The sequence below is a fragment of the Streptomyces sp. NBC_00597 genome, assembly GCF_041431095.1.
Taxonomy (GTDB): domain Bacteria; phylum Actinomycetota; class Actinomycetes; order Streptomycetales; family Streptomycetaceae; genus Streptomyces.
Genome location: NZ_CP107757.1, coordinates 1,635,559 through 1,660,545 on the forward strand (window position 1 = coordinate 1,635,559; position 24,987 = coordinate 1,660,545).

The following is a 24,987-nucleotide window of genomic DNA, read 5'->3' on the forward strand; positions in this document are numbered from 1 at the left end:
GCAACAACGGAAACCACGGTCACGGCTGGTGACCGCCGAGGACGGCTGAGCGGATCCGCCCCCGCGGTCCGCCCGGCCGCCGATCGTTCAGGAACGCGACGATGAGACACGTGGCGCGGCATGCCGTGCGGCGGCTGCTGTCGGTGGCGGACGACCCCGACTCGGTCGTCGCCGCCGCCCCGCCCGTCACCCCGCGCGAGGCGTTCCGGCGGTTCTGGCCCTACACCCGTGGCGGCCGGCGCTGGCTCGTCCCGATCCTCCTCTTCAGCACGATCGGCCCGCTGATCGACGCGGCCGAGATCTGGCTCTTCAAGGTCGTGGTGGACGAGGTACTCGTTCCGCGCGATCTGCGCCCGTTCCTGTGGATCGCGCTGGCCTATCTGGGCCTGGTGCTCTTCTCGGGCGTTCTGGAGTTCGCCGACGACGTGATGTCCACGTGGGTCGGCGAGCGTTTTCTGCTGACCCTGCGCGCGGACGTCTACCGGCACGTCCAGGGCCTCTCGCTCGGCTTCTTCGAGCGCCGGCGGCTGGGAGACGTACTGTCCCGCATCACCGGCGACGTCGACGCGATCGAGACGTTCCTCCTGTCGGGCGTGGCCAACGGCCTTTACCACGTGATCCGGTTGGGCGTCTTCCTCGGCCTGCTGTTCTACCTGCGCTGGGACTTGACCCTCCTCGCGCTCGTGATCGTGCCGCTCTTCTGGGGCGCGGCCCGGCGCTTCTCCCGGCTGGTCAAGGCCGCGTCCCGCGAGCGGCGCCGGCGCAGCGGCTCGATCAGCGCGATAGCCGAGGAGTCGCTCGGCAACATCGCGCTGGTGCAGGCGTACAACCGGCAGGGGACGGAGGAGGGCCGGTTCGCCCGCGAGAGCACGGGCCGGTTCCGGGCGGCGATGGTCTCGGCCCGCATCCGCTCCGTGTACGGCCCGATCGTCGAGGTGATCGAGCTGACCGGTGCGCTGGCCGTGCTGGCCCTGGGTACCTGGAAGCTGGCGCAGGGGCAGCTCACGCTGGGCGGACTGCTGGTCTTCGTCGCGCTGTTGGGCAAGCTCTACAGTCCGATCCGCGACCTGTCCCAGCTCACCAACACGTTCTACGCGGCGTCCGCGTCGGCCGAGCGGATCATCGAACTGCTCGACCAGCGTCCCCAGGTCGTCGAGGTGGAAGCCGCCCGTGCCCGGAGGATCGGGCGCGCCCGGGGCAATGTCGAGTTCCGCGGCGTCTCCTTCCGCTATCCGGGCACGGCGCGGTGGTCCCTGCGCGACGTGTCGTTCCGCGTCGAGCCGGGTGCCACGCTGGCGCTGGTCGGGGCGAGCGGCGCCGGCAAGTCCACGGTCGGCAAGCTGCAACTGCGCTTCTACGACCCGGACCGGGGGGCGGTGCTCCTCGACGGCACCGATCTGCGGGAACTGCGACTGTCCGAACTGCGGGAGAACGTCGCGGTGGTGCTCCAGGAGACGCTCGTCTTCCACGGCACGGTCCGGGAGAACATCGCGTACGGCCGGCCCGGCGCGACGGAGGCGGACATCGTCGCGGCCGCGCGTGCGGCCGATGCCGACGGGTTCATCCGGCTGCTCCCCGAGGGCTACGACACCGTCGTGGGCCAACGGGGCCGGACCCTGTCCGGCGGTCAGGCCCAGCGCCTGGCGATCGCCCGTGCGATGGTCCGGGACGCGCCCGTACTGCTCCTGGACGAACCGACCACCGGTCTGGACGCCGAGTCGGGCCGCCGGATCATGGAGCCGCTGCGCCGGCTGATGGCCGGCCGGACGACCATCGTGATCTCCCACAACCTGCTCACCGTCCGCGACGCCACGTCCACGGTGGTGCTGGACCGGGGCCGGGTGGCGCAGTCCGGCACGCACGAAGAGCTGCTCGTACGCGACGGCCCTTACGCCCGCCTGCACCGGGTGAACGGCGGCGCGCCCGGCCCCGGCCCCGGCCCCGCCAAGGCCGACTCCCCGCTGAAGGTGCTGTCATGAGCACTGCTGCCATCGCCCGGCCTCCCGCCCCGCTCCTCGCGCCCGGCACGGCCCCGGCGCCCGGGTACGAGGTCCTGGCGCACCTGGCCCGGACCGGCTGGCTCGACCTGTACGACGCCTGGAGCGAAGAGCGGGACTGCCGGTGCGTGGTGAAGGTGCTGCGCCCGGACCGCCGGGGCGAAGCACGGCTGGCCGACCGGCTCGTCCGCGAGGGCCGCTGGCTCCGGCGCTTCACGCATCCGCACCTGGTACGCGCGTACGAGACCTTGGAGTCGCCCGAGCCGCTGGTGGTGCTGGAGACGTTGACGGGCGAGACGCTGTCGCACCTCGTCGACCGGCTGCCGCGGCGGGCGGGCGCCGAGGACGTGGCCGTCCTCGGCGTGCAGTTGTGCTCCGCGGTGCACTACCTGCACGGGCAGGGGCTGCTGCACCTGGACCTCAAGCCGTCGAACGTCGTGGTGGACGGCGGTCACGCGAAGGTGCTCGACCTCAGCGTCGCCCGCGCTCCCGGCACCGCCCCCGCGGGGGTCGGCACGTTCGGCTACATGGCCCCCGAACAGGCGCGCGGGGGCCTGCTGTCGGCTGCGGCCGACGTCTGGGGCATCGGCGTCACGCTGTACGAAGTGGCCACCGGGGAGGTCCCGTTCGACCCCGGCGAGACCTTGGACACGAACACGGGCGCGGGCGGGGGCGGGGCCTCCGGGAGCCGGGACGCGGCCGACGACTGGTACCCGCAGCTCGAAGGACCGGCTCCGCCCGTCACCGCCCGGCGCCGGTTGCCCCGTGCCCTGGCGGCGGCCATCGACGGCTGCCTGCGCCCCGATCCCGCGGCCCGGCCCACGGTGTCCGAACTGTCCGCCGCGCTCGACGCGACGCTGCGCCGGCGGCGGCGCGACACCCCCGTGCCGGAGTGAGCGGGAGCGCCGTACCGGAGCGGCCGGAACGGGCCATGGCCGTACGAGGGCGTCTGGTGGGGGTGACAGCGTCTATGTAATGTCACATTGCATGATGCTCTTACGACGCGCCGCGTCCGTCACGGCCCTCCTCACCACCGTCCTTCCCCTGGCCGTCACCGCGCCCGCGCACGCGGACGGGGCCACGCCGTGCCGCACCGCGGCCCCCGCACCCGCCCTCGCCACACCCCCCGACCCCGAGCAGGCGCGGCTCGCGGACACCCGGACCACGGCGCTCGTCGAGCGCGCCGGATTCGGGGACTTCGTCCGGCGCTTCCCCGCCGCGCTGTGCACCGCCCGCAGCGCCGCCGAGGCCGGGCGGCTGCTCGACGACTGGGGCGGGGCCCTCTGGCAGGCCGCCGTGCGCCGCGCCCAGGGGCAGCGGCCCGGCGGTGACCTCGCCGCCGGGGACGACCGGCCGCTGTACTGGACCCGGCTGGCCATGACCACCGCGCTCGCCCGCTGGCAACCGGGGTTCCCCCTCGACGCCCCCGCGCTGCGCACCCGCTTCGAGGACGCTTCCCGCGGCCTCACGGACAACGCCTTCCGGCCGGCGCCGGGCGTACGGCGCGTCTTCATCAGCGGCTTCGACCCGTTCGGGCTCGACGGCGAACTGCGCCGCGCCAACCCCTCCGGTTCCGCCGCCCTCCAGCTCAACGGGCGCCGCATCACCCTCGCCGACGGCAGCCCCGCCGAGATCCGCGCCGTCGTCCTGCCCGTGCGGTACGCGGACTTCGACGCCGGCATCGTGGAGCGGGCCTTCACGCCGCGCCTGGCCGGCGGCCGCGGCGCGGCGGACGTCATCACCACCATCAGCCAGGGCTACCCCGGCATCTTCACCCTGGAGGCCTGGGCGGGCCGTTCCCGGTCGGCGGACCCGTACCCCGACAACACCGGCTCCCTCTCCGGCGGCACCCGCGAGCACCCGGTGACCGCTCCCGGCCTCGCCCCGGGCGCGGAGTTCATCCGGACCACGCTCCCGACCGACGCGGCGACCGGCGCCGTGCAGAGCCCGTACCCGGTGCTCCTCAACACCGCCGTCACCGAGATCCCGGCGGGCGCCACCGCCCCCGTGGACCGCTCCGACGGCCCGACGCCGGGTTCGCGGGCCGTGGCGGGCGGCGGGGGCGGCTACCTGTCCAACGAGGTGGCCTACCGCTCCAACCGCCTCCGCGGCGACCTCGCCCCGCAGCTGCCCGGCGGCCACCTGCACACCCCCGTCCTCACCGGCCTCCCGGCGGACCCGGCCCTGCTGACGGGCCCCGACTTCGAGCGCAACGAGAGCGCGATCACCGCGGAGGTCCGAACCGTCCTCGAACACACCGCGGCCCGCCCGTGATCCCCTGACCCGTGATCCGCCACCGTTTGAGGTCGAAACCCGCGCCCTGCCCGGCCCGGGCCCGCTCCCGCCCCTCCAGCCAGGCCCGTTCGCCGAGCTTGTACGAGACGGCCTGGCCGGGCCTACCCAGATAGCGGATCACCTCGCTGTCCAGACGGGCAGCGGGCCGGCTGGAGTAGCGGCCGAGGAACTCCCGCGCCAGTGCGGGCGTCCAGCGTTCTCCCGGCCGCAACGGCGAGCCGGCGGGGATGCGCAGCCGCAGGTGCATGCCGATGTCGACGATCACCCGCAGGGCGCGCACCATCTGGGCGTCGAGGTGGCCCAGCCGGTGCGCGGGGTCGGTGAGGAACCCCAGCTCGTCCATGAGGCGTTCGGCGTACAGGGCCCAGCCCTCGGTGGTGGCGCTCACCTTGGCGACCTTCGTCTGGTAGCGGGAGAGACCGTCCGCGAGGAACGTCCAGTGCTGGCGCGGCGCCGCGGTCGTTCCGCGGCCCACGCCCTCGGCGAGGGAGGCCCGGTAGCCGTCCGGGCATTCGGGCACGGCCCGCAGCCGCTGCGCGATCGCCGCCCAGTCCTCGGGCGTCCGGGTCGGCATTACCGCGAAGACCTTGCGCACCCGGTGCAGGGGCGAGGAGATGTTGTTCACCGCGCGCAGGTGTTCGCCGGCTTCGTACTGGGCGAGTTCCGCGTCGAGGCGCTCCCGCAGCAGCCGTGTGCACCGCCTTTCGACGTCGGCGGTGCCCGCGCCGGGCGGCCGTGGCGCGGCCTCGGCCACGGCGAGCCGTACGAGGGTCCCGCGCGCGGGCTCGGTTAGGTGCCGGTGATCGGGTCGAGCGCGACCAGGGCGTCGACGTGCGCGTCGGAGATCTGGCGGGGCAGCTCATGCTGCGGCCTCAACATGCCCGGGGTACTGCCCAGTGCCTCCCCCGGGCACGCCCCGGACCGGGTCTTTGGCCGGCCTCGCGCGGCCGCCGGCGGGCGCGCGAGGCCGCACACCGCCGCCCTCCCGTCCGCTCACGCTCTGCGCGCCGGGCCGTCACGCCCCGACGTGCGCCCCCACGGGAGTGGTGCGCTAAATGGTGTACGGGACCGACGTGACGTGACGTGCGGACCCGGGTCCCGCACCCGAGAGAGAGGCGGCGAGATGAGCAGCACGCCGAGTACCACGCCTCGCAGTACCAGCAGCGGCTGGGCGGCGGGCGGCACGATGTTCGCAGGTGTCCTGATGATCGTCGGCGGCGTGTTCGCCATCATCGAGGGCATCGTCGCCATCGCCAATGACGAGGTGTACCAGCACATCGGTAACTACACCTTCAAGTTCGACCTCACGACCTGGGGCTGGATCCACCTCATCGTCGGCATCCTCGTACTCGTGGCCGGTGCGGCGATCCTCAAGGGTTCGGAGGCGGGCCGGATCACCGGTATCGCACTGACCTGCCTGTACGTGATCTTCCACTTCATGTGGCTGCCGTACCAGCCGGTCTGGTCGATCATCGCCATCGCCCTCGGCGTCTTCGTGGTGTGGGCCCTGTGCACCGACGTCCCGCGGACGACGAAGCCCTGACGGTGTGGCGGCGGCATCCGGACATCGCCGATACCCTCGTGCCGGTACGCGTACGTCACCGGCACGGGGAGCACGGACAGCATGACGATTCATCGGCCGGGCCGGCCCCAGGACCTGCCCGCAGCGGAACTCCTGTGGGCCCGCTGGGCGTTGGTCGCCGTACTTGAGGCGACGACGGCGGCGGAGGGCCGCGGGGTCCACCGCACCGGCCACTGGATCGACGCCGGCGCACTCCGTCTCGACGACGCCGGCTGCACGTGGTGGGCCCTGGCCCGGATGGGCCGGGGCCGCTTCGTGCTCTACGGCGAGGACGAGTCGAGCGGCGTCAAGTGGCACGAGCCCCGCGTGGACGTGCTGGCGCAGGGCCCGGACTGGCTCCCGTACGAGACGCTGCGCGAGCTGGTCGGGAGCTGGGAGCTGGGCTGCGTCTACTGGTACGAGAACGGCGCCTGGGCCCGCGCGCCGTATCCGGAAGACCTCTCGGACGACGGCTTGGACTGCGGTATGCACCGCTTCGCGGAACGCGGGGAGGTCCTCGACCTGCTGGCCGGACACGGCCGGGCCGCACAGGAGCTCCTGGACGCCGCCGAGGAGTACCGGCTGGCGCCGCGGGAGCTGGATTCGCTGGTCGCCGCCGCGGGCGCCGCCGGTGACGAGGACCGGGACGAGCCCTGGGACCTGCCCGCCATGCACCGCGCACTGGACCTGGCCGGCCTCTCGGCCGAGTCCGTCCCCGCCGCTTAGGACCGGTGGGCGCAGCGCCTTCAGGGAGTGCACGGGTTCGGGAAGTGCTCTAGCGTCGTAGGGAGCGAGCCTCCGAGCAGAGGTGGGAACAGTGGCAAGTCCGACTCCGGCCCAGTTCCGGGCCGTCCACGGCGACATGGGGCACTGGCAGGCCGTCGATTTCGAGATCTACGAGCACCTCGTCGAGAACCAGTACGTCGTGGGCCCGCCGTCCCGGCCGGAACCCGCCGACCGCCCGCCGGCCCGCCGTGACCGCAACCCCTCGCCCGGGCACCGGCCGCCGGGCTAGGCGGCCGTCCCGGGCGCGGGTCGTTCCTCACGCGGCGGGTGCGGGGGTGGCGTCCGGGTGGTCCGCCCGCTTCGCCGCGCGGCGGCGCAGCGCGTCCTCGTCCGTCTCCGCGTCGTAGGTCACCAGTTTCGGCAGCAGCGCGGACAGGGCCGCGACCGCCGCCACGCACATCAGGCCGCCGCTCCAGAACGCCGGCCGGGTGCCCGTCCAGCCCGCGACGGTGCCCGCGCGGACCTGGCCCAGCTGCGGACCCACGCTGTACGACAGCACCTCGATGCCCGCCAGCCGCCCGCGCAGCTCCTCGGGGATGGTCTGGTTCCAGATCGTCGCCCGGCCCAGGCCGCTCAGCATGTCGCCGGCGCCCGCGACCGCCAGGCAGACGAGCACCACCCGGATGTCGGTGAACCAGCCGGCCGCCGCGATCGCCGCACCCCAGACCGCGGCTCCGCACACCACGAACAGCCCGTGCCGCCGTACCCGTGAGGTCCAGCCGCTGGTCATCCCGAGGACGAGGGAGCCCACGGCGCCCGCCGAGTACATCAGGCCCAGCGCCCACACGGCGTCCAGCTCGTCCGCGAGGAACGGGAAGATCGTGTTGGGGAAGGCGAAGAACATCGCCGCCAGGTCCACCGCGTAGGTGCCGAGGAGCACCGGCCGGCTCCACGCGTAGCGCGCGCCCTCGGCGATCGCGCGCAGCGAGGGCCGTTCCGAGTCGGGCGACGGAGGTGCCGGGGACAGCCTGGTGCACAGCGCGACGGACACTGCGAAGCCGCCGACGGTGACTCCGTAGGCGGCCGGGTAGCCGGCGTACGCGACGACCAGGCCGGCGAGCGCCGGTCCGGCGATCGCACCGATCTGGTAGCGCAGCGCGTTGAGCGCGGCGGCCGCGGTCTGCTGCTCGTGCGGCACGATCCGGGCCATCATCGAGTCCAGGGCGGGGCGCTGCAGCCCGGCTAGCGCCGAGACGCCGGCCGCGACCACGTACAGGGGCCACAGCATCGGGCTCGGCAGCAGGGAGTTCACGAGCAGCACGAGGGCCAGCGCCCCGAGTCCGGCCTCGCTCAGCAGGATCAGCCGCCGCCGGTCGAGCGCGTCGGCGAGGGCCCCGCCGTACAGGCCGAAGACGACCAGCGGGACCAGTTCCACCGCACCCATCGCACCGACCGCGAGCGGCGAGTCCGTCAGGTGCTTGATCTGGAGCGGGAGGGCGATCATCGCCATGAAGGAGCCGAAGAACGTGACGGCGCCCTGGAAGAAGAGCAGCCGGAAATCACGGCTCGAACGCCACGGGGCGAGGTCGGGAAGCAGGCCGGACAGGCGGGTGGTACTCACGACGGATCATCGTGCGTGACCCGCCCGCGCCCGGGCAACGGGTTTTCCCGGTGCTCGGGCGCGGCCGGGTCCGGTCAGCTCGCGCCGGCGCCCAGGTGCTGCCAGAGGAAGGTGTAGGCGAGGGCGTGGTTGACGGCGGCCTGTTCGTTGTCGCTGGCTCCGCCGTGTCCGCCGCCGGTGTTCTCGTGGAAGAGCACCCGGTGGCCCAGTTCCCGCAGCCGGGCGGCCGTCTTGCGGGCGTGGCCGGGGTGGACGCGGTCGTCGCGGGTGGAGGTCATCAGCAGCAGGGGCGGGTAGGGCCGGTCCGCGGAGAGGTTGTGGTAGGGGGAGAGGTCTTCGAGGTGGGGCCGGTCGGCTTCGCTGTCGGGGTCCCCGTACTCGGCGACCCAGGAGGCCCCGGCGAGCAGGCGGTGGTAGCGGAGCATGTCCAGGAGCGGCACCTTCGCGACGACCGCACCGAAGAGCTCCGGGTGGCGGACGAGCATCGCGCCCATGAGGAGGCCGCCGTTGCTGGCGCCCGTGATGCCGAGCCGGTCGGGGGTGGTGATGCCCCGGGCGGTGAGGTCGGCGGCGACGGCGGCGAAGTCCTCGAAGGCCCGTACCCGGTTCGCGCCGAGGGCGGCCCGGTGCCAGGCGGGGCCGTACTCGGAGCCGCCGCGGATGTTGGCGACCGCGTACGTGCCTCCGCGGGCGAGCCAGGCGCGGCCGGTCAGCGCGTTGTAGCCGGGGGTCTGCTGGTCGCGGAAGCCGCCGTACCCGTAGAGGAGCGCGGGGCCGGGCCGGTCCTGGCCGGCGGGGCCGACGACGAAGTACGGGACCCGGGTGCCGTCGGCGGAGGTCGCGAAGAACTGGCGGACCGACAGTGCGCGGGCGTCGAACCGGGCGGGGGCCTGCTTGATCGGCTCGGAGTCGGCGCCGATGTGCCCGTACGCGAGGGTGGAGGGCTGCAGGTAGCCGTCGATGTCGAGGAAGTACTCGTCGCTGACGTCCGGGTCGGTGTCGGTGACGGTGGCCGAGGACAGCGCCGGCACGTCCGCCAGCGGACGGCGGCTCCAGCCCTCCGGGCCGGGGGTGAGGACCTCGATGCGGGTGGCGACGTCGGCCAGCGTCTCCAGGATCAGGTGGTGGCGGGTCCAGCTGTGGCCGGCCAGCGCGGTGCGCTCGTCCGGCGCGAACAGCACGTGCGCGGTGCGGTCCCCGGCGAGGAACGCGTCGAAGTCGAAGGCGAGGAGCGAGCCGGCCGGGTGTCCCAGCCAGGGGGTCTTCGGGGTGACGACCAGCCACTGCCGGTACGCGTACTTCCCGGCGTCGTCCGGCACGTCGATCCTGACGAGCCGGTCGCCGTCGGCGAGCAGGTACAGCTCGTGGTGGAAGAAGTCGGTGGAGCGGGAGACGAAGTCGCGCTCGTGGCCGGGGGTCGCGTCGTGCCAGCCGGCGGCGGACACGTCACCGGCCTCTGCCTCGAAGACGACCCCGGCGTCCGCGACGGGGGTGCCCCTGCGCCAGCGCCGGACCGTACGGGGGTAGCCGGAGGCGGTCAGCGAGCCCGCTCCGAAGTCGGTGCCGAGGAAGACCGTGTCCTCGTCGATCCAGCCGATCCGCGTCTTCGCCTCCGCGACCTCGAAGCCGCCCTCGACGAAGGCCCGCTCCGCGAGGTCGAACTCGCGGACCACGACGGCGTCGGATCCGTCCCGGGACAGCTGGACCAGCGCCCTGCGGTAGTCCGGGTACCGCACCCGGGCTCCGGCCCACACCCACTCCTCGCCCTCCTGCGCCGCGAGGGCGTCGACGTCGAGGAGCACCTCCCAGGCGGGATCGTCCTTGCGGTACTGCTCCAGCGTCGTACGCCGCCACACGCCCTTCGGGCGGTCCGCGTCGCGCCAGAAGTTGTAGAGGTGCGCGGCGCGGCGGACGGTGTACGGGATGCGGTCGGCGTCGTCGAGGACCTCGCGCAGTTCGTCGCGCAGCGCTTCGAAGCGCGGGTCGCCGGTGAGCGCGGCGGCGGTCTCGGCGTTGCGCTCCCCCACCCAGGCCAGCGCGGCCCCGCCCTCGACGTCTTCCAGCCACAGGAAAGGATCTTCAGCAGTCACCCCCCGATTGTGCCGCCCCGCGGGGCCCGCCGGAGCCGCTCCCGTCGAAGCGGGCGCGCCGGGCCCGCTCCCGGGGCGGGCCGGTCATGCGGACAGCGGCCGGTCGTGGGCGCCGACGGGGGCGGGCAGGGCCGTTGAGCCGGTGAGGTAGCGGTCCACGGCGGCGGCCGCGGCCCGGCCCTCCGCGATGGCCCACACCACCAGGGACTGGCCGCGCCCGGCGTCGCCGGCCACGAAGACCCCGTCGGGCCGGCGGAGCGGGGACCGGGCCGGTGGCGCGCCCCAGGCCGGTGGCACGCCCGCGGTCGGGGCCTCGGCCCAGGGCGGCGCCTTGGCGCACGGAGCCTGTGCGTGCGGGGGCGGCGGTTCCCCGGCACCCTGCGGCGGTGGCTCACCGAGGGCCGCGTAGTGCGCGTCCCGGGCGAAGTTCCCCCGGCCGTCGCGGGCGAGCCCGAGCTGTTCACCGAGGCGGCAGTTCCGCTCGGGGCCGGAGAAGCCGAGCGCCAGCAGGACCAGTTGGGCTTCGATCACCCGCTCGGTGCCCGGCATCGGCTGCCTCCCGGCGGGCTCCACCGCCGTCAGGTGCAGGGCCCGTACCCGGCCGGCCGGGTCGCCTGCGAAGTGCATGGTCGCGCTGGAGAAGACCCGGGGGTCGGAGCCGTGGCGGCCGCGCGCCTCCTCGTGGGCGTGGGAGATCCGGTACACCTGCGGGTGCACCAGCGGCCAGGGCTCGGCATCGGGCCGGTCGGGGCCCGGTTCCGGGCGGATGTCGAGCTGGACCACCGACAGCGCTCCCTGCCGCAGGGCGGTGCCCAAGCAGTCCGAGCCGGTGTCCCCGCCGCCGACGATCACCACGTGCCGGCCCTCGGCCGTGATCGCGGGCGCCGCGTGATCGCCCTCGCAGACCCGGTTCGCGCAGGTCAGGTAGTCCATGGCCTGGTGGATGCCGCGCAGCCCGCGGCCCGGTGCGGGCAGTTCCCGGCGCTCCGCGGCGCCGACGGCGACGACGACCGCGTCATGGCGCCGGCGCACGGCGGCCGCGTCCATGGCGCCACCGATGTCTGCGTCGGTGCGGAAGACGGTGCCTTCGGAGCGCATCTGGGCGATCCGCCGCTCCAGGTGCACCTTCTCCATCTTGAACGCGGGGATGCCGTAGCGCAGCAGGCCGCCGATCCGGTCGGCCCGCTCGTACACGACGACGGTGTGCCCGGCCCGGGTCAGTTGCTGGGCCGCGGCGAGCCCGGCCGGGCCGGATCCGATGACGGCGACGGTCTGCCCGCTGAGCCGGCCGGGCGGCGCCGGCGGCGTGTAGCCGCGTTCCCAGGCCTGGTCGGCGATGGTCTCCTCGACGTTCTTGATGGTCACCGGGTCGGCGTTGATCGCCAGTACGCAGGAGTCCTCGCAGGGCGCCGGACAGAGCCGGCCGGTGAACTCGGGGAAGTTGTTGGTGGCGTGCAGCCGCTCGGCTGCGGCCCGCCAGTCGCCGTGCGCGGCGTAAGCGTTCCACTCCGGGATGAGGTTGCCCAGGGGGCAGCCGCCGTGGCAGAACGGGACGCCGCAGTCCATGCAGCGGTTCGCCTGCTCGGACACCACGGGCAGCAGCGTCTGCCCGGCGTGCACCTCCCGCCAGTCGCCGAGCCGCTGGTCCGCGGGGCGCGACGGGACGGCGTTGCGGGGGGTCCTGAGGAACCCGTACGGATCGGTCATGCGCCGCCTCCCTGGTCACAGGCGGATACGGCGGTCAGACCAGGCTACGCCGCCTCGGGCGCGGCTTCCCGGCGGCGGCCGGGCTCCCCGTGGGCGGCCTCAGCCCAGGAAGGCGGAGGTGGCGGCCAGGAACCGTTCGGCGTCGTCGAGCCAGGGGGCGTGGCCGGCTCCGGGCTGGACGACGAGGCGGGCCCGCGGGAACAGCCCCGCGTACTCGGCCGCGGCGGACGGCGGCAGCGATACGTCGTACTCGCCCGCGAGCACGAGCACGGGTGCCCCGCACCCCGCGAGGGCGGTGCGGGTGGCGGCCGGGTCGAAGGCGCCCTCGGCGGCGTAGGCGGCCGCGGCCTCGCCGTTCTTCTGCAGGTCGTCGGCGGCCTCGAAGCGGCGGGCGGCGTCGTCCCAGCGCCCGTGGAGGAACGGGGCGATCGCCTGCCGGCTGTCCGCGGTCGCCCGGCCGGCGACGACGGCCTCCAGGGCCGCGTACGCCGCCGGGTACCAGGGCTCGTCCCCGCGCAGCCGCGCGGTGTCGAGCCGGGTCCCGCCGGTGATGGTGATGCCGACGGCCATGACGCTGGGAGTGAGCAGGACGAGGCTGGCGATCCGGTCCGGGTGGCGGCCGGCGTACAGGGCCGCGAGGTTCGCGCCGGCCGAGTGGGCGAGCAGGTCCATCCGGTCGAGGCCGAGGTGCTCGCGCAGGGCCTCGACGTCGTCGACCTGCCGGTCGCAGCGGTAGGTCGCGGTGTCGGCGGGTGTCTGCGACCGGCCGGTGCCCCGGAGGTCCAGGAGGATCAGCTGCCGGTGGGCGCCGAGCCCGCCGAGCCGTCCCAAGTAGGCGGCGTCGCGCATCGGCCCGCCGGGGAGGCAGACCAGCGGGGGTCCGTCCCCGGACACCCGATAGGCGAGCTCGGTTCCGTCGGAGGCGGTGAAGGTGGGCATGGGCCCCGACCTTGTCAGCGGTTTCCGGACCCGGCAACCGGGTTTTCCCCGCGGGCCGGCGGCCCGGGGGGAGCCGGCCCGCGGGGAGGCCGCGGGGCGGGGGCCTGCGGGGCGGGAGCCTGCGGGGCGGGAGCCTGCGGGGCGGGCGCGCCGGTTACAGCGCGGCGCGGGTCTGCGCGACGAGGTCCCGCGCCCCGGCGACGGTCGCCGTCAGCGCCTCGCCGGTGGTGCCCGGCGCGCCCAGCAGCTCGCGGACGCGCCGGCCGAAGCCGGCGGGTGCGCCGGGCAGCGTCTCGGCGACGGCCAGTGCGCCCTTCTCGTTCAAGCACCAGCGGCGGTCCGCGGCGAACAGCGCCTGCACCAGGACGCCGACGGCCCGCGACAGGCACAGCGAGACGTACAGGGCGTCCCCCCGGGCAGCGCCCTTCGCCGCGCCCTCGACCAGGAACTCCGCCTCCCACGCCGCTGCCGTCAGCACGTCCCGCAGCGGTTCGGGGTATTCGGCGGTCTGGCGCCGAAGGTCCGTCAGCTCGCCCGTCGGATCGGCCAGCACCCGGCCGAGCGCCACCTCGCCCGCGTAGCAGGGCGACCAGAACCCGAGCGGGTGCCCGGCCTGGGTGCCGACCTCGTACCGGCCTTCGCGGCACTCCTCCCAGACCTGCCCGACGCGGTCCAGGTCCCGCAGGATCCAGTCGACGGCGCTCCCCTCGACCCGCAGCCACGCGCCGCCGTTGACCCAGGGGCCCCAGCCGCCGGGTGCGGCCACGTCCACCTCGGGCCCGGCCAGCGCGCGCAGTGCGGCGAGGTCGGGAGCGCCGCGGTAGTAGACCCCGAGGTCCCAGTCCGATCCGGGCCGGTGCTCGCCGCGGGCCCGGCTCCCGCCGAGCATCACACCGACCACGCCGGGTACCCCGGCCAGGCGGTGCGCCATGTCCTTGATGATCGTCTCCACGACGCGAGTCTCGCACCGGCCCCGGCGCCGGACCAGTGCTTTCCGGCCGGGCGCCCCGTCGGGAGGAGGGGCCCGCGCCCCCCACCGCTAGGAACTGGTCGGCTCGGGCCGCCTCGGCGGGCTCCGCGGCAGGCAGGCCCGCGGTCAAGTAGCTCTGCACGACGCCTAGTTCGGAGGCGGTGAATCCCCGGCCGTATCGACCGGGCCGCCGGCGAGCGGGCCGCCCGTGAGCGGGCCGAAGAAGGGCCGGCCCGGGTCGTTGGCCGCTGCTCCACCGTCAGCAGGACCCGGCGCCGGTCGCGATCGTCGCGGCGGCGGCGGACCAGGCCCAGCCGTTCCAGCCGGTCGGGCAGGGCGGTGGTGCCCGCCGAGTTGAGCTTGAGGGCTTCGCCGAACCGACCCGGAGTGACGGTTTCGCCCGCCCGGTCGGCGTCGGGCAGCTGCACCCGGGCCCGCAGGCCGGTCGGGTGGAGTCGGGCGTCCGGCGAACTCGACGCCACACAGGTGGAGTTCCACCGTGACCGCCCCTGCACGCGGCGCGGCTCGTCCACCGGCTGGTGCTCCTCGACCGACCCGACGCTTCGCCGGCTACGCCCCGGCCTCCTGCTGCGTTCGCTGCTCGTGCTGGTGCGCCCGACGACGGCCCGCGCGCCCGCCCACGTCGACCGCGGGGCGGCGGACACGGGCACCGATCCGGCCCGGAAGCGGCTCTTCGCCCCGGCGGCCTCGGACGTTGCGCACGGCAGGCTCGTCGTCGGCCGCCGCCCGGTCCTGGGCCGGCCCCGAAGGGGAGCCGGACGGGGGCATCGGCCTCGGGGAGGTCAGTCCAGGTCGAGGTGGTAGGCGCCGGCCACGGCATCGGCGAACAGCGTGAACTGGACCCGGGGGCCCGCCTCGCCGCCGTGGCCGCCCTCGGCGTCGGCCTCGCCTTCGAGGTCCACCTCGACCGGCTCGGCGTCCACGAGGACGTACTCCCCGTAGCCCTCGAAGTCCCCGGGGCCGTCTGCGACGCCGATGTGGATGGGGGTCTCGTCGGGCAGTGCCGCCAGCGCCTCGCGGAGCCGGCCGGCGGTCCACACCTGCGGATTGTGATCGAACGTGTCAGCCATGCGGCGACATTAGAGCGCGGAGGGTGCACCATGGCCACGGCACGCCGGTCGGTTTCCCGCATACGCGACGACACTCACCCGGAGTGCGTCCAGAGGCCGCCCAAGTGCGCGTGGAGCACGTCCTGCGCCTGCTGGGGGGTGAGGTGTCCGATGAGGACGTGTGCGGTGAGACCGTCCGCGAGGGCGAGGAGGGTGCGGGCCTCGCGCTGCGGATCGAGGGGTGCGGAGCGGCCGGAGTCCTCCGCGGCTTCTGCGATGAGCTGCGTGAACGACTCTTGCAGGGCCGCGTAGTTCGCCTTCAGCGTCTCGGCGAGCGGCTCGCTGACGGCCGCCTGCGCGACGAAGGCCAGCCAGACCCTGGCCTCGGCCCGGTGCTCCTCGCGCAGCAGGGAGACCTCCGTGGCCGCGTGGCCCAGTGCGGTGCCGGCCGACTGGGCCGGGCTCCGCACGAGCCGGGCGCGTACGCGCTCGCCGATGCGCTCACCGACGTAACCGAGGGCGAAGACGAGCATCTCGTCCTTGGTGCGGAAGCACCGCTGCACGGCGCCCATCGAGACCTGCGCGCGGGCGGCGACGTCGCGCAGGGTCACGCCTTCGAGACCGCTTTCGTCGGCGAGCCGGCAGACCGCCTCGGCGATGAGGCGGCGTCGGCCGTCGTGATCCACCTGCCTGGGCATCCCGGTCTCCTCCCACCCGCGGCAGGCTTCCTGCCGTGCGGCTGAGTTTATTCGATGCATGCGCATCGGTTCTCGGGTTAATGTTCCGATGCAAGTGCATCGGAACAGGGAAGGGAGAGGGTTCGCGCCATGCCGGATCCTTTGTGGAAACTGTCGGCCGCCGCGCAGGCGCGGGCCGTACGCCGCGCGGACGTGTCGGCCGTCGAGCTGGTCGACAGCCACCTGGAGCGCATCGCCGAGGTCAACCCGCAGGTGAACGCGGTGACCCAGCTCCTGGCGGAGCGCGCACGTACGGCCGCCGCCCGCACCGACCGGCTGCGGGCCGAAGGGGCGCCGCTGGGGCCGCTCGCGGGTGTGCCGTTCACGGTGAAGGAGACCACCCCCGTCGAGGGCGCGGCGACCACCTTCGGCACCCCGCGCTTCCGCGATCTGGTGGCCCCGGCCGATGCGCCGCCGGTGGCTCGGCTGCGCGCGGCGGGGGCCATCCCGATCGGGCACGCCAACGTACCCACCCTGATCCTGGCCGGGATGCACACGCGCAGCGAGCTCTACGGCGACACGGTCAACCCGTGGGACCGCACCCGGACCCCGGGCGGCAGCAGCGGGGGTGACGCGGTGGCCGTCGCCACGGGCATGGCGGCGCTCGGCCTCGGCAACGACTCGGGCGGATCGGTGCGCATCCCGGCCCAGTTCTGCGGGGTGGCCGGGCTGAAGCCGTCCACGGGCCGCTTCCCGGCGGACCACCGCGTCCTCGGCCCGGACGACCCCGGCCCGGCGTCCCAGATGCTCGTCACCGACGGGCCGCTGGCGCGGTCGGTGGGCGACCTGCGGCTGGCGTACGAGGCACTGGCCGGCACCGATCCGCGCGACCCGCGGGCCGTGCCCGTGCCCGTGTACGGGGAACCCCTGCCCGGACCGGTGAAGGTCGCGGTGGTGGCCGATCCCGGCGGTCAGGGCGTCCACCCCGCGGTGCGCGCGGCCGTGGCGGCCGCCGCCGGGGCGCTGCGCGACGCGGGGTACGAGGTCCGCGAGGTGGCGGACGTACCGCGCATGGCCGAAGCCCTGGAGGCGTACGGCCGGATCACCGTGACCGAGTTCGCCCGGAGCTGGCCGGTGGTGCGCACGCTGCTCGGCGCGGGCGGGGACCGGTACGTGGCGATGATGATGGAGCAGACCCCGCCCGCGAGCAGCGACGAGCTCGTGGAACTGATGGGCCGTTGGCTGAACATCCGCCGCTCATGGGCGGAGTTCCTGCACGAGTACCCGCTGCTGCTCGGCCCCGTGTTCACCGAGCCGCCGGTCGAGCCGGGGCTGGAGTCGCGCGACCGGGCGGGCCGCGACCGGGTCGGGGCGGGCATGCGGCTGTGCACGGTGACCAGCTTCGTGGGCGTCCCGGCCGTGGCCGTGCCGACGGGGGTGGTCGACGGGCTTCCGTGCGGGGTTCAGATCGTCGGGCGCGCATTCCGGGAGGACCTGTGCCTGGACGCCGCCCAGGCGATCGAGGACCGGCTCGGGGTGCTCACGCCGGTGGACCCGCGGGGCTGAGACCGGAGCGGCCCGCAGCACCGGCGGCCCCCGGTGACCGTCACGGCCTGACGTCACGGCCCGGAGTCACGGCCCGGCGTCACGGCCCGGCGTCACGGCCCGGAGTCACGGCCCGGCGTCACGGCCTGCCGGCCCAGGCTGCCGGCACGGGCCACCGTCACAGGCCGCCGGTGTGGAGCAGCCGGTTCGGGGTGCCTGCCGGGACCCCGGTCAGGACGTCGCGGACGGCCTGTTCGGTGAGCCAGCTGCGGACCTGGGCGGGCGTCGCCGCGGGGTGTGCGCTCAGGTAGAGGGCGACGGCGCCGGTGACGTGCGGGGCGGCCCACGAGGTGGCGGCGGAGTCGCTGGTGGCGGTGGAGCCGCCCGCGACCGCCGAGGTGATCTTCTCCGCAGGGGCGTAGAGGTCCACGCAGGGGCCGTGGCCGGAGCCGAAGCTGCTCCCGTCGCTCCAGTGGCGGTCGTCGGCGGTCGCGGCGGCGACGACGATCGCGCCGTGGGCGCCGGCCGGGGAGTGGCCGCAGGAGTCGTCGTTGAAGTTCCCGGCCGCGACGACCGTGGTGATCCCCGCTTCGATCATGTGCTGGACGGCGGCGTCGAGGGCAGTGGAACGACCCTTGAGGTTGAGGGACATGTTCACCACGGCCGGTCGCTGCGCGTGGGCGGTCACCCACTCCACGGCCTTGACGACGGAATCCTCCGGCGCGGTGCCCGGGGTGACGTCCTTCGCGTGGGGGCCGCTGCCCTCCTCGCAGGCGATCGCCTGGACCCGCACGATGCCCGCCTTCGGGGCGACCCCGTACGTGCTGCCGCCGATGATGCCGGCGACGAACGTGCCGTGACCGAGTCCGCTGCCGTCGAAACAGTCACCGGCGTCCGGGTCCCCAACGAAGTCGGCGCCGAGGACCGCCCGACCACCGAACTCCGCATGCTTGACGTCGAGTCCGGTGTCGATCACGTAGACGTGCACCCCGCTGCCGTCGGCCCGCGCGGTGAACTTACCGTCGAGCGGGCGGCTGCGCTGGTCGAGGCGGTCGAGGTTCCACGGAACTCCGGTCCGTACGACGGGCTTTGCCCCCACCGGGCCGGACGGCATCGGGCTCGCGCTCACGCTCGCACTGGCCGAGGGAACGCCGCCGGCCCCCGGAACACCGGACGGGCCCCCGGACGGCGATGCCGCGCCGGACCCCGGGGCGCCGCCGGGGCCGGGCACCTCGTGCGGCGAACACCCCGCGACCCCCATCGCCGCGACTGCCACGACCCCTACGAGCAGCACCCTGCTCTTGCGCCCGCGCTCCATGGCCCGCCCCCTGTCTCCCCGCGGCTCTGCGCCGCCGCGGACGAAGACGCCCGCCCCTCCCCCACCGGTTGCGGCCCGGCACGATCGGGGATCGCGGACGTCAGCCGTTCAGGGACGTCATCAGCTCAGGGGCGTAGCGGTCGCCCGAGACCACTCCGTGCGGGGCCACCGCGTCGATGGCGGCCAGGTCGGCGTCGGTGATCGCCACCGCGGTGGCGGCGATGTTCTCCTCCAGGTACCGGCGGCGCTTGGTGCCCGGGATCGGCACGGCACCCCGGCGCAGCGTCCAGGCCAGGGCCAGCTGTGAGGGGGTGACGCCCTTCTCCGCGGCGAGGCGGCGCACCTGCTCGACGACGGCCAGGTTGCGGGCGAAGTTCTCGCCCTGGAAGCGCGGGTCCGTACGGCGGAAGTCGTCCGCGGCGAAATCGTCCGGGGTGGTGATCGCGCCGGACAGGAAGCCCCGGCCGAGCGGCGAGTACGCGACGAGCCCGATGCCGAGCTCGCGCAGGGTGTCGAGGACGCCGTCGTGCTCGATGCCGCGCTCGAAGAGGCTGTATTCGGTCTGTACGGCGGCGAGCGGGTGCACGGCGTGCGCGCGGGCGATGGTGGCGGGCGCGGCTTCGCACAGGCCGATGTGGCGGACCTTGCCGGCGGCGACGAGCTCGGCCAGGGCGCCGACGCTCTCCTCGATCGGGACGTCGGGGTCGACGCGGTGCAGGTAGTAGAGGTCGATGTGGTCGGTGCCGAGGTGGCGCAGGGAGCGGTCGGCCGAGCGGCGGATGTACTCGGGGGTCGCGTTGTGGCCGCGGAGGGCGCCCTCGTCGGTGAACTCGACGCCCGTCTTGGTGGCGACGACGGCGGCGTCCCGGCGGCCGGTCAGGGCCTTGCCGAGGAGCTGCTCGTTGAGGAAGGGGCCGTAGCCCTCGGCCGTGTCGAGCAGGGTGACGCCCAGCTCCAGGGCGCGGTCGATGGTGGCGAGGGACTCGGTCTCGTCGGTGGCTCCGTAGTGGGCGCTCATGCCCATCAGGCCGAGGCCTTCGGCGCCGACCTCAAGGCCCTGACCACCCAGTGCGCGGATCTCCATGGCGTGTGCTCCTCAGTAAGTAACTAACTGGATAGTTCGACTATGCACTCGACGCGCGCCGCATGTCAATAACCAGATAGTTACTTGCTAGGCTTCGCCCATGGCACGGGATTCCAGCGCGACCAAGGCACGCCTGCTCGACGCGGCGTTCTCCGAGTTCGCCGCGTACGGCATCGCCGGCGCGCGCGTCGACCGCATCGCCGAGGCCGCGCAGGCGAACAAACGGCTCATCTACGTCTACTACGGCAACAAGGAGCAGCTCTTCGACGCCGTGCTCCAGCGGGCGCTGGAGACGGGTGCGGAGTCGGTCCCCTTCAACGCCGGGGACCTGCCGGGTTACGCGGGCGCCGTCTTCGACCACCTGGTCGCACAGCCGTCCCTGATGCGGCTGATGCTGTGGAAGCAGCTGGAACGGCCCGGCGCCGCGGACCCGGTGGTGGCGGCGTCCTACCGCGGCAAGATCGAGGCCGTGGAGGAGGCGCAGAAGGCGGGCCACGTCGACGCCTCGATGGATCCGGCCGACGTCCTCACCTTGGTGACGGGCCTGGCCCAGGCCTGGTTCGGCGCGGTGGGCGGCCCTGCGGCGGGCGAGTCGGGCACCGGCTGGGAGCCCGGGCGCCAGGCCCGCCACCGCGCGGCGGTGACGGAAGCCGTACGCCGCGCCACGACTCCGCGCCGGGATCCGGCCTAGGCAGCGTTTTGTCGATCACTTGTCGAGCCAGACGAGGGTGCTGGGCGAGGGTGATCGCTGCCTGGTAGTGGGCGGGGTACTTGTCGTAGCGGGTGGCGATGCCGCGCCACTGCTTGTGGGCGGTGGAAGCAGCGTTCGACGACGTTGCGGCGCCGGTAGACGGCCCGGTCGAAGCGGCAGGCCGGTTCCCGGCGCCGGGATCGGCCCGCGAGTTGGTCGGCCCGCTCCGGGATGGTCGCTTTGATCCCACGCCTGCGGAGGTAGGCGCGGCAGGTCCGGGACGAGTAGCCCTTGTCGGCGAAGACCCGCTCGGGCCTCACACGAGGTCGTCCCGCCCGCCGACGGCGACACGGATGAGGCCGATGACGGTCTCGGCCCGGGTGCAGCCGTTGCGGGTGCCCGCGGTCAGCACGAACGCCAGGGGCCGGCCGCGGCCGTCGCGGGCAAGGTGAAACTTACTGGTCAGCCCCACCGCGGGAACGTCCAAGAACTCGTTCTTCGAGCCCCCTATGGCAGCGGTGTGCTGGCCGCTGGGAGGGCGCCCCGGGCGCCGGGCATCGCGAGGCGGAGGGGAGCCCGAGTACTGGACGTACTCGGGCTCCCCGACACCGCAGCGAGGTGCGGTGCCGGGCGCCGCGGGCCAGGCGGGACTTTGATAACAGGGACAGGCCTCTCTTCCGGATCACGCCGGACGACCCGCACCCCGGGCCCGGGACGGGACGGGACGACGTCGGTCCCTGGCCGACCACGCGACGCCGCCAGTTCAGGGGGGTGATCGTCACGGCCCGGGCGGGGTCGTGGTCCCACTCCGTACGGAGGCCGATGTCGCAGCGCCCGTCGGCGGCCTGCACCAGTCGACCACCGAGAGCCGACTGCTGGGTCAGCAGCTGACCGAGCGTTCTGCCGTGGTCCGGCGGCTCCCCGAGCAGCGGCCCGACGTGACACCGCAACCGCCGGGCCGCCCGACCTCTCGCGCTGGGCGCTGTTTCCGGCGATCACGCTCGTGATCCGCCGACTGGCTACTCGTGCGGGTCCTCAGCCGACGGCGGCATCTCGACGACGAAGAACAGAAAGGTGGTCTTGCGCGAAAGGTCAGCGAAGTCGTCGGGGAACAGCTCACGGGCGGCGGGGTCGGGCTGCGGCTCGCTGATGACGGACAGGCGGAATCCGGCGGTGGTAAAGGCATCGGTCATCGCGTGCAACGGCTTGCGCCAGAACCTCATCGGGACGGACCGCCCGTTGAACGTCCAGTCGAAGTCATAGCTGGTGGTCGCGAAGTAGTCGGGCCGAGGGTCATGGATCGTATAGGCCACGAAGGGGTGGTCCACCGACGCGATCAGCCGACCGCCGGGCCTGAGCACTCGCCGCAACTCGGCCAGGGTCGGCCCCCAGTCCTCCAGGTAGTGCAGCACCAGCGACGCGACCACGTCGTCGAACGCATCGTCGGCGAACGGCAGGGGATCGCTCAGGTCGACCACGTGCAGGTCCGCGTCGTCACCGAGCCGCCGCCTGGCCAACGCCAACATCCCGGCGCTCACGTCGATGCCGGTGACGACGGCACCGCGGTCTCGTAGTGCAGCGGTCAGGGGGCCCGAGCCGCAGCCGGCGTCCAGGATCCGGCGACCGGCCACGTCTCCTGCGAGGGCTAGCATCGCGGGCCGCTCGTAGTACGCGTTCACGAGGCTGTTCTCGTTCTCCGCCGCGTACGCCTCGGCGAAACCGTCGTAGTCGTTCGCCTGGGCGAGACTCTTGGGCACGTCGGTTAATCGGTCCATCGTCTCAGCCTAGAAGCATGTCCGTCATGGTTGATTGCGGGGTCTCCAGGCCGGGCAGCAGCCAGCTCTGGAACGGGGCCAGCACGGCGAGGGCCAGGAAGGCGACGCCGACGGCCTTCGAGAACACGGGGCCCAGCCGCCACAGCTTCTCCACGAAGATCACCACGGCCAGCGCCGCCATCGCCAGGATGTTCATGACGCCGAGCGGAATGAGAACGATCATCAGTCCCCAACAGCATCCGACGCAGTACAGCCCGTGGTGCATGCCGACCCGCAGGTCACGGGCGCGGGGGCGGAAGCCGGCGTAGCGGACGAGCTGGCCCAGCGGACTCTGGCAGTGGCGCAGGCACACGTCCTTGAGCGGGCCGAGCTGCTGGAGTCCGGCGAGCAGGAAGGCGCCGGCCCCGATCCAGCGGCCGGCCGTGGGATGGTCCTGCACCAGGGCCCCGGTCGCGGCGAGGATCCCGTACGTGAGGAGGCCGAACGCCGTCCAGGCCAGCAGGTAGCCGCCCACGAACTGGGTGGTCCGGGCCGCCCGGACCACTCCGGTCGACTGGCGGCCGATGGCCCGTGCCCAGGTGATGGCCACCGGCGCCACGGACGGGAACATCATGGCGATCATCATGACCAGCCAGAAGGCCAGGAACAGTGGCACGCCCATGCCCATGGTCCCCGGCTCGACGCCCATGTCCCGGGCCTGGCCGACGACGAGGACCCAGCCGAGCAGCGCCAGCAGCGCCATGAGCAGCCAGGCGAGCGCGAGCTCCCGTACCGACAGCAGGTTCGCCGGCCTCAGGGGCGGTGGAAAGGCCTTCCGGTCGAGACGCACCCCTCCAGCACAGCACAGCGGCCGTTCGCGCACATGGTGACGCGGGCGGATGACACGCCGTGGTGTGGAGGGGGAGAATGGCGGAGGAGACCCGTGCGACCGGGCGTGTGCCGGTGATGCTTGTTCCCCGGGGGTTCGCCGACCTCAAGAGACCGCCGTCCGGTGCTGGGTCACGAGGAGGCGGCGAGATGTCAGAGACGACAGCGACGATTCCGAAGTGGCACGTCGTCGGGGACTGGTTCGATACGTGCAAGTGCAATGTGCCGTGCCCCTGCTCCTTCGCGCAGCCGCCCACCTTCGGTGATTGCGACGGCGTCCTGGTCTGGCACATCCGCGAGGGCCGCTACGGCGACGTGACGCTCGACGGCCTCAACGTGCTGATGCTCGCGTCCTTCGTCGGCAACCTGTGGACAGCCGAGCACTCGGACGCGTACGCGGCGGTGTTCCTCGACGAGAGTGCCGACGACGCACAGCGCGAGGCGCTCCAGATGATCTTCGGTGGGCAGGCGGGCAGCTGGCCCGTCGAGATGATGACCGCGCTCGGCGCCGAGATGCGGGGCATGGACTTCGCCCCCGTCGAGGTGGAGGTCGCGGACGACCTCTCCAGCTGGCGGGCCTCGATTCCCGGTCGGGTCGAGGCGAGCGCGGAGGCCCTGACCGGACCCACGACGCCGGAGGGCGCGCGCGTCCAGTCGACGAACCTGCCGGGGTCGGAGACCGGGCCCGGCCAGACCGCGACCTGGGGCCGGTCGACGGCGGACCGGGCCGATGCCTTCGGGTTCCAGTGGAGCCGGGAGGGCCAGTCCAGCAAGCACATCACCTTCGACTGGTCCGGGCCGTGACAGCTCTGCGTCCGGCGGACTGGTGTCTCGGCGGTACGGCACGGGCGCACGGGCGGCGGTCTACGCGGGCGACTGCGCAGGGGTCAGGATCATCGTGATGAAGTGGTCGAGTGCAGCCTCCGCACCCGGGCCGTCCGACAGTGCCTCGGGGGCCGTGTCGGGTGCGGTCCGGCGCAGTTCCAGCCAGCCCAGGTAGGCGGCGTACCCGGCGAGGGCGCGGTGGCGGGCCTCCTGTGGCCCGAAGCCCAGTCCGCCGAAGATCTCCGCCAGGAAGTCGAGCCGGGTCCGGGTGACCCGGGCGACGACCTCGGCGACCGCCGGGTGCGCGGTGTGCGCGACCAGCGCGGGTTCCAGCCCGGCGATCTCCTCGGTACCCAGCGCGACGGCGAACAGCATCCGCGCCCGCGCCCGCGGGTCCCCCTCCGCCCTGACGGCGGTGATGACCTCCGCGGTGGCGTGCCGCTCCCACGTCTCCAGGGCCGCCACGAGCAGGGCTTCGCGGTTCTCGAAGTGCCAGTAGAAACTGCCGCGAGACACCGCGAGTTCGCGGGCGAGGACGTCCACCGCCACCGCCGGGAGGCCGCCCCGGGCCAGTGCCCGCAGCGCCGCCATCGTCCAGTCGTCCTTGGTCACTCTCCCCTTGGCCATGTTCCATACAGTACTGTACGGAACATCCATACAGTGGTGTATGGAACTGGGGAGAGAGGTGACGGCATGAGCGCCATGACCAGGCTTTTCGGTGCGGCGGCGGGGAACGGAGTCGCGGAGGTACGCACCGGGCCGGTGGGCGCCGCGGTGCGCGGCGCGGCGGTGGCGGCGGGCGGGGGGCTGCTCTCTGCGGGGGCTCTGCACGTGGTGTGGGTGTTCTCGCCGTGGCCGCTGGACTCGCGGGCGGACTTCGCGTCCGTGGTGGTCGGAGTGGACGAGTCGCAACTGCCTTCCGGGCCGCTGACGTTCGCCGTGGCGGGCCTGCTGGGCGCCGCCGCGGGCATGGTGCTGACCGGTGCCCGGCCGACGAGCCGGATCGGCCGGTTCCGGCCGGTACGGGCCGGACTCTGGGTGGTGTCCGGCGTGCTCGCGGCACGAGGCATCGGCGGCCTCGCGGCTTCCGGGCTCGAACTGGGCTCCAAGCCGGCCGAGTTCCGGCACTGGGACCTGCGGCTTTATTCGCCGCTGTGCGTCACGCTCGGCGGGCTCACGGGGTACGTGGCCCTGCGCACCCGGCGGCGCCGCGCCTGACCGGGTGCGCC

23 protein-coding genes and 2 pseudogenes are annotated in these 24,987 nt (G+C 73.9%); 10 read left to right on the forward strand and 15 right to left on the reverse strand.

Translation table 11 applies throughout. From position 1 onward, the window contains the following. Positions 1-110 precede the first annotated feature (110 nt). The 3 genes from OG974_RS06985 (at position 111) to OG974_RS06995 (ending at position 4,271) form a co-directional block, all read left to right on the forward strand. A complete protein-coding gene (locus OG974_RS06985; protein ID WP_371645823.1) occupies positions 111-1,979 on the forward strand; it encodes an ABC transporter ATP-binding protein in 1,869 nt (622 codons plus the stop codon). Then, the gene (locus OG974_RS06990) at positions 1,976-2,893 is read left to right on the forward strand and encodes a serine/threonine-protein kinase (protein ID WP_327281766.1); all 918 of its coding nucleotides are present in this window, start codon (positions 1,976-1,978) and stop codon (positions 2,891-2,893) included. Before OG974_RS06985 ends, OG974_RS06990 begins: the two co-directional genes overlap by 4 nt. A 91-nt stretch (positions 2,894-2,984) precedes the next feature. After that, positions 2,985-4,271 carry a pyroglutamyl peptidase gene (locus OG974_RS06995; protein WP_371645825.1) on the forward strand — a complete coding sequence of 429 codons (1,287 nt, stop codon included), beginning with the start codon at positions 2,985-2,987 and terminating at the stop codon, positions 4,269-4,271. On the opposite strand, the pseudogene OG974_RS07000 reads toward OG974_RS06995, so the two are convergent. Further along, positions 4,222-5,171 (reverse strand): annotated as a pseudogene (locus OG974_RS07000) (DUF885 family protein). The gene OG974_RS06995 and the pseudogene OG974_RS07000 sit on opposite strands and share 50 nt — an antisense overlap. 244 nt (positions 5,172-5,415) lie before the next feature. Between OG974_RS07000 and OG974_RS07005 the strand changes: the two are divergent. The 3 genes from OG974_RS07005 (at position 5,416) to OG974_RS07015 (ending at position 6,868) form a co-directional block, all read left to right on the forward strand. Beyond that, positions 5,416-5,835 carry a hypothetical protein gene (locus OG974_RS07005; RefSeq protein WP_328761642.1) on the forward strand — a complete coding sequence of 140 codons (420 nt, stop codon included), beginning with the start codon at positions 5,416-5,418 and terminating at the stop codon, positions 5,833-5,835. A gap of 81 nt (positions 5,836-5,916) precedes the next feature. Then, positions 5,917-6,579, forward strand: coding sequence for a hypothetical protein (locus OG974_RS07010; protein ID WP_327281769.1), 663 nt, complete (start codon positions 5,917-5,919; stop codon positions 6,577-6,579). Positions 6,580-6,670: 91 nt separating this feature from the next. Continuing rightward, a complete protein-coding gene (locus tag OG974_RS07015; protein WP_328761646.1) occupies positions 6,671-6,868 on the forward strand; it encodes a hypothetical protein in 198 nt (65 codons plus the stop codon). 27 nt (positions 6,869-6,895) lie between these two features. On the opposite strand, the gene OG974_RS07020 is transcribed toward OG974_RS07015, so the two are convergent. The 8 genes from OG974_RS07020 to OG974_RS07055 form a co-directional block, all read right to left on the reverse strand. After that, entirely contained in the window at positions 6,896-8,200 is a 1,305-nt protein-coding gene (locus OG974_RS07020; protein ID WP_328761648.1) for an MFS transporter, read from the reverse strand. A 74-nt stretch (positions 8,201-8,274) separates the two neighbouring features. Then, positions 8,275-10,290, reverse strand: a complete 2,016-nt coding sequence (locus OG974_RS07025; protein WP_328761650.1) for a prolyl oligopeptidase family serine peptidase — start codon at positions 10,288-10,290, stop codon at positions 8,275-8,277. An 84-nt stretch (positions 10,291-10,374) separates the two neighbouring features. Continuing rightward, on the reverse strand, positions 10,375-11,997 hold the full coding sequence (gltD, locus tag OG974_RS07030) for a glutamate synthase small subunit (RefSeq protein ID WP_328761652.1): 1,623 nt from the start codon (positions 11,995-11,997) through the stop codon (positions 10,375-10,377). 99 nt (positions 11,998-12,096) lie between these two features. After that, on the reverse strand, positions 12,097-12,936 hold the full coding sequence (locus OG974_RS07035) for an alpha/beta hydrolase (protein WP_327281774.1): 840 nt from the start codon (positions 12,934-12,936) through the stop codon (positions 12,097-12,099). A gap of 154 nt (positions 12,937-13,090) precedes the next feature. Then, positions 13,091-13,867 (reverse strand): DUF4037 domain-containing protein, encoded by a 777-nt coding sequence (locus OG974_RS07040; RefSeq protein ID WP_327285986.1) that lies wholly within the window; start codon positions 13,865-13,867, stop codon positions 13,091-13,093. Beyond that, positions 13,825-14,577 carry a MarR family transcriptional regulator gene (locus tag OG974_RS07045; protein WP_371645830.1) on the reverse strand — a complete coding sequence of 251 codons (753 nt, stop codon included), beginning with the start codon at positions 14,575-14,577 and terminating at the stop codon, positions 13,825-13,827. The genes OG974_RS07040 and OG974_RS07045 overlap by 43 nt, the downstream gene beginning before the upstream one ends. Positions 14,578-14,709: 132 nt before the next feature. Next, positions 14,710-14,997, reverse strand: a complete 288-nt coding sequence (locus OG974_RS07050; protein WP_327281775.1) for a DUF6225 family protein — start codon at positions 14,995-14,997, stop codon at positions 14,710-14,712. Between the two features lie 74 nt (positions 14,998-15,071). Continuing rightward, positions 15,072-15,674, reverse strand: coding sequence for a TetR/AcrR family transcriptional regulator (locus OG974_RS07055; RefSeq protein ID WP_327281776.1), 603 nt, complete (start codon positions 15,672-15,674; stop codon positions 15,072-15,074). 129 nt (positions 15,675-15,803) lie between these two features. On the opposite strand from OG974_RS07055, the gene OG974_RS07060 reads away from it, so the two are divergent. Continuing rightward, the gene (locus OG974_RS07060; RefSeq protein ID WP_327281777.1) at positions 15,804-17,219 is read left to right on the forward strand and encodes an amidase; all 1,416 of its coding nucleotides are present in this window, start codon (positions 15,804-15,806) and stop codon (positions 17,217-17,219) included. A 157-nt stretch (positions 17,220-17,376) separates the two neighbouring features. On the opposite strand, the gene OG974_RS07065 is transcribed toward OG974_RS07060, so the two are convergent. Together OG974_RS07065 and OG974_RS07070 are read right to left on the reverse strand one after the other, a co-directional pair. After that, positions 17,377-18,327: a S8 family peptidase gene (locus OG974_RS07065; protein ID WP_327281778.1), complete on the reverse strand. Its 951-nt coding sequence runs from the start codon at positions 18,325-18,327 to the stop codon at positions 17,377-17,379. A 289-nt stretch (positions 18,328-18,616) separates the two neighbouring features. Continuing rightward, positions 18,617-19,600 (reverse strand): aldo/keto reductase, encoded by a 984-nt coding sequence (locus OG974_RS07070; protein ID WP_327281779.1) that lies wholly within the window; start codon positions 19,598-19,600, stop codon positions 18,617-18,619. Positions 19,601-19,700: 100 nt separating this feature from the next. On the opposite strand from OG974_RS07070, the gene OG974_RS07075 reads away from it, so the two are divergent. Next, positions 19,701-20,291, forward strand: a complete 591-nt coding sequence (locus OG974_RS07075) for a TetR family transcriptional regulator (RefSeq protein ID WP_327281780.1) — start codon at positions 19,701-19,703, stop codon at positions 20,289-20,291. A 43-nt stretch (positions 20,292-20,334) separates the two neighbouring features. Here OG974_RS07075 and OG974_RS07080 read toward each other — a convergent pair. The 3 genes and pseudogenes from OG974_RS07080 to OG974_RS07090 form a co-directional block, all read right to left on the reverse strand. Then, positions 20,335-20,785 (reverse strand): annotated as a pseudogene (locus tag OG974_RS07080) (IS5 family transposase); the annotation flags it as partial. Between the two features lie 525 nt (positions 20,786-21,310). Then, positions 21,311-22,066, reverse strand: coding sequence for a class I SAM-dependent methyltransferase (locus tag OG974_RS07085; RefSeq protein ID WP_371645834.1), 756 nt, complete (start codon positions 22,064-22,066; stop codon positions 21,311-21,313). 4 nt (positions 22,067-22,070) lie between these two features. Beyond that, on the reverse strand, positions 22,071-22,895 hold the full coding sequence (locus tag OG974_RS07090) for a DUF2182 domain-containing protein (RefSeq protein ID WP_327281783.1): 825 nt from the start codon (positions 22,893-22,895) through the stop codon (positions 22,071-22,073). A gap of 188 nt (positions 22,896-23,083) precedes the next feature. On the opposite strand from OG974_RS07090, the gene OG974_RS07095 reads away from it, so the two are divergent. After that, on the forward strand, positions 23,084-23,737 hold the full coding sequence (locus OG974_RS07095; protein ID WP_327281784.1) for a DUF1326 domain-containing protein: 654 nt from the start codon (positions 23,084-23,086) through the stop codon (positions 23,735-23,737). A gap of 60 nt (positions 23,738-23,797) precedes the next feature. Here the strand turns inward: OG974_RS07095 and OG974_RS07100 are convergent, their stop codons facing one another. Further along, positions 23,798-24,385, reverse strand: coding sequence for a TetR/AcrR family transcriptional regulator (locus tag OG974_RS07100; protein ID WP_327281785.1), 588 nt, complete (start codon positions 24,383-24,385; stop codon positions 23,798-23,800). 66 nt (positions 24,386-24,451) lie between these two features. On the opposite strand from OG974_RS07100, the gene OG974_RS07105 reads away from it, so the two are divergent. Then, entirely contained in the window at positions 24,452-24,976 is a 525-nt protein-coding gene (locus OG974_RS07105) for a DUF3995 domain-containing protein (protein WP_371645837.1), read from the forward strand. Positions 24,977-24,987 lie beyond the last annotated feature (11 nt).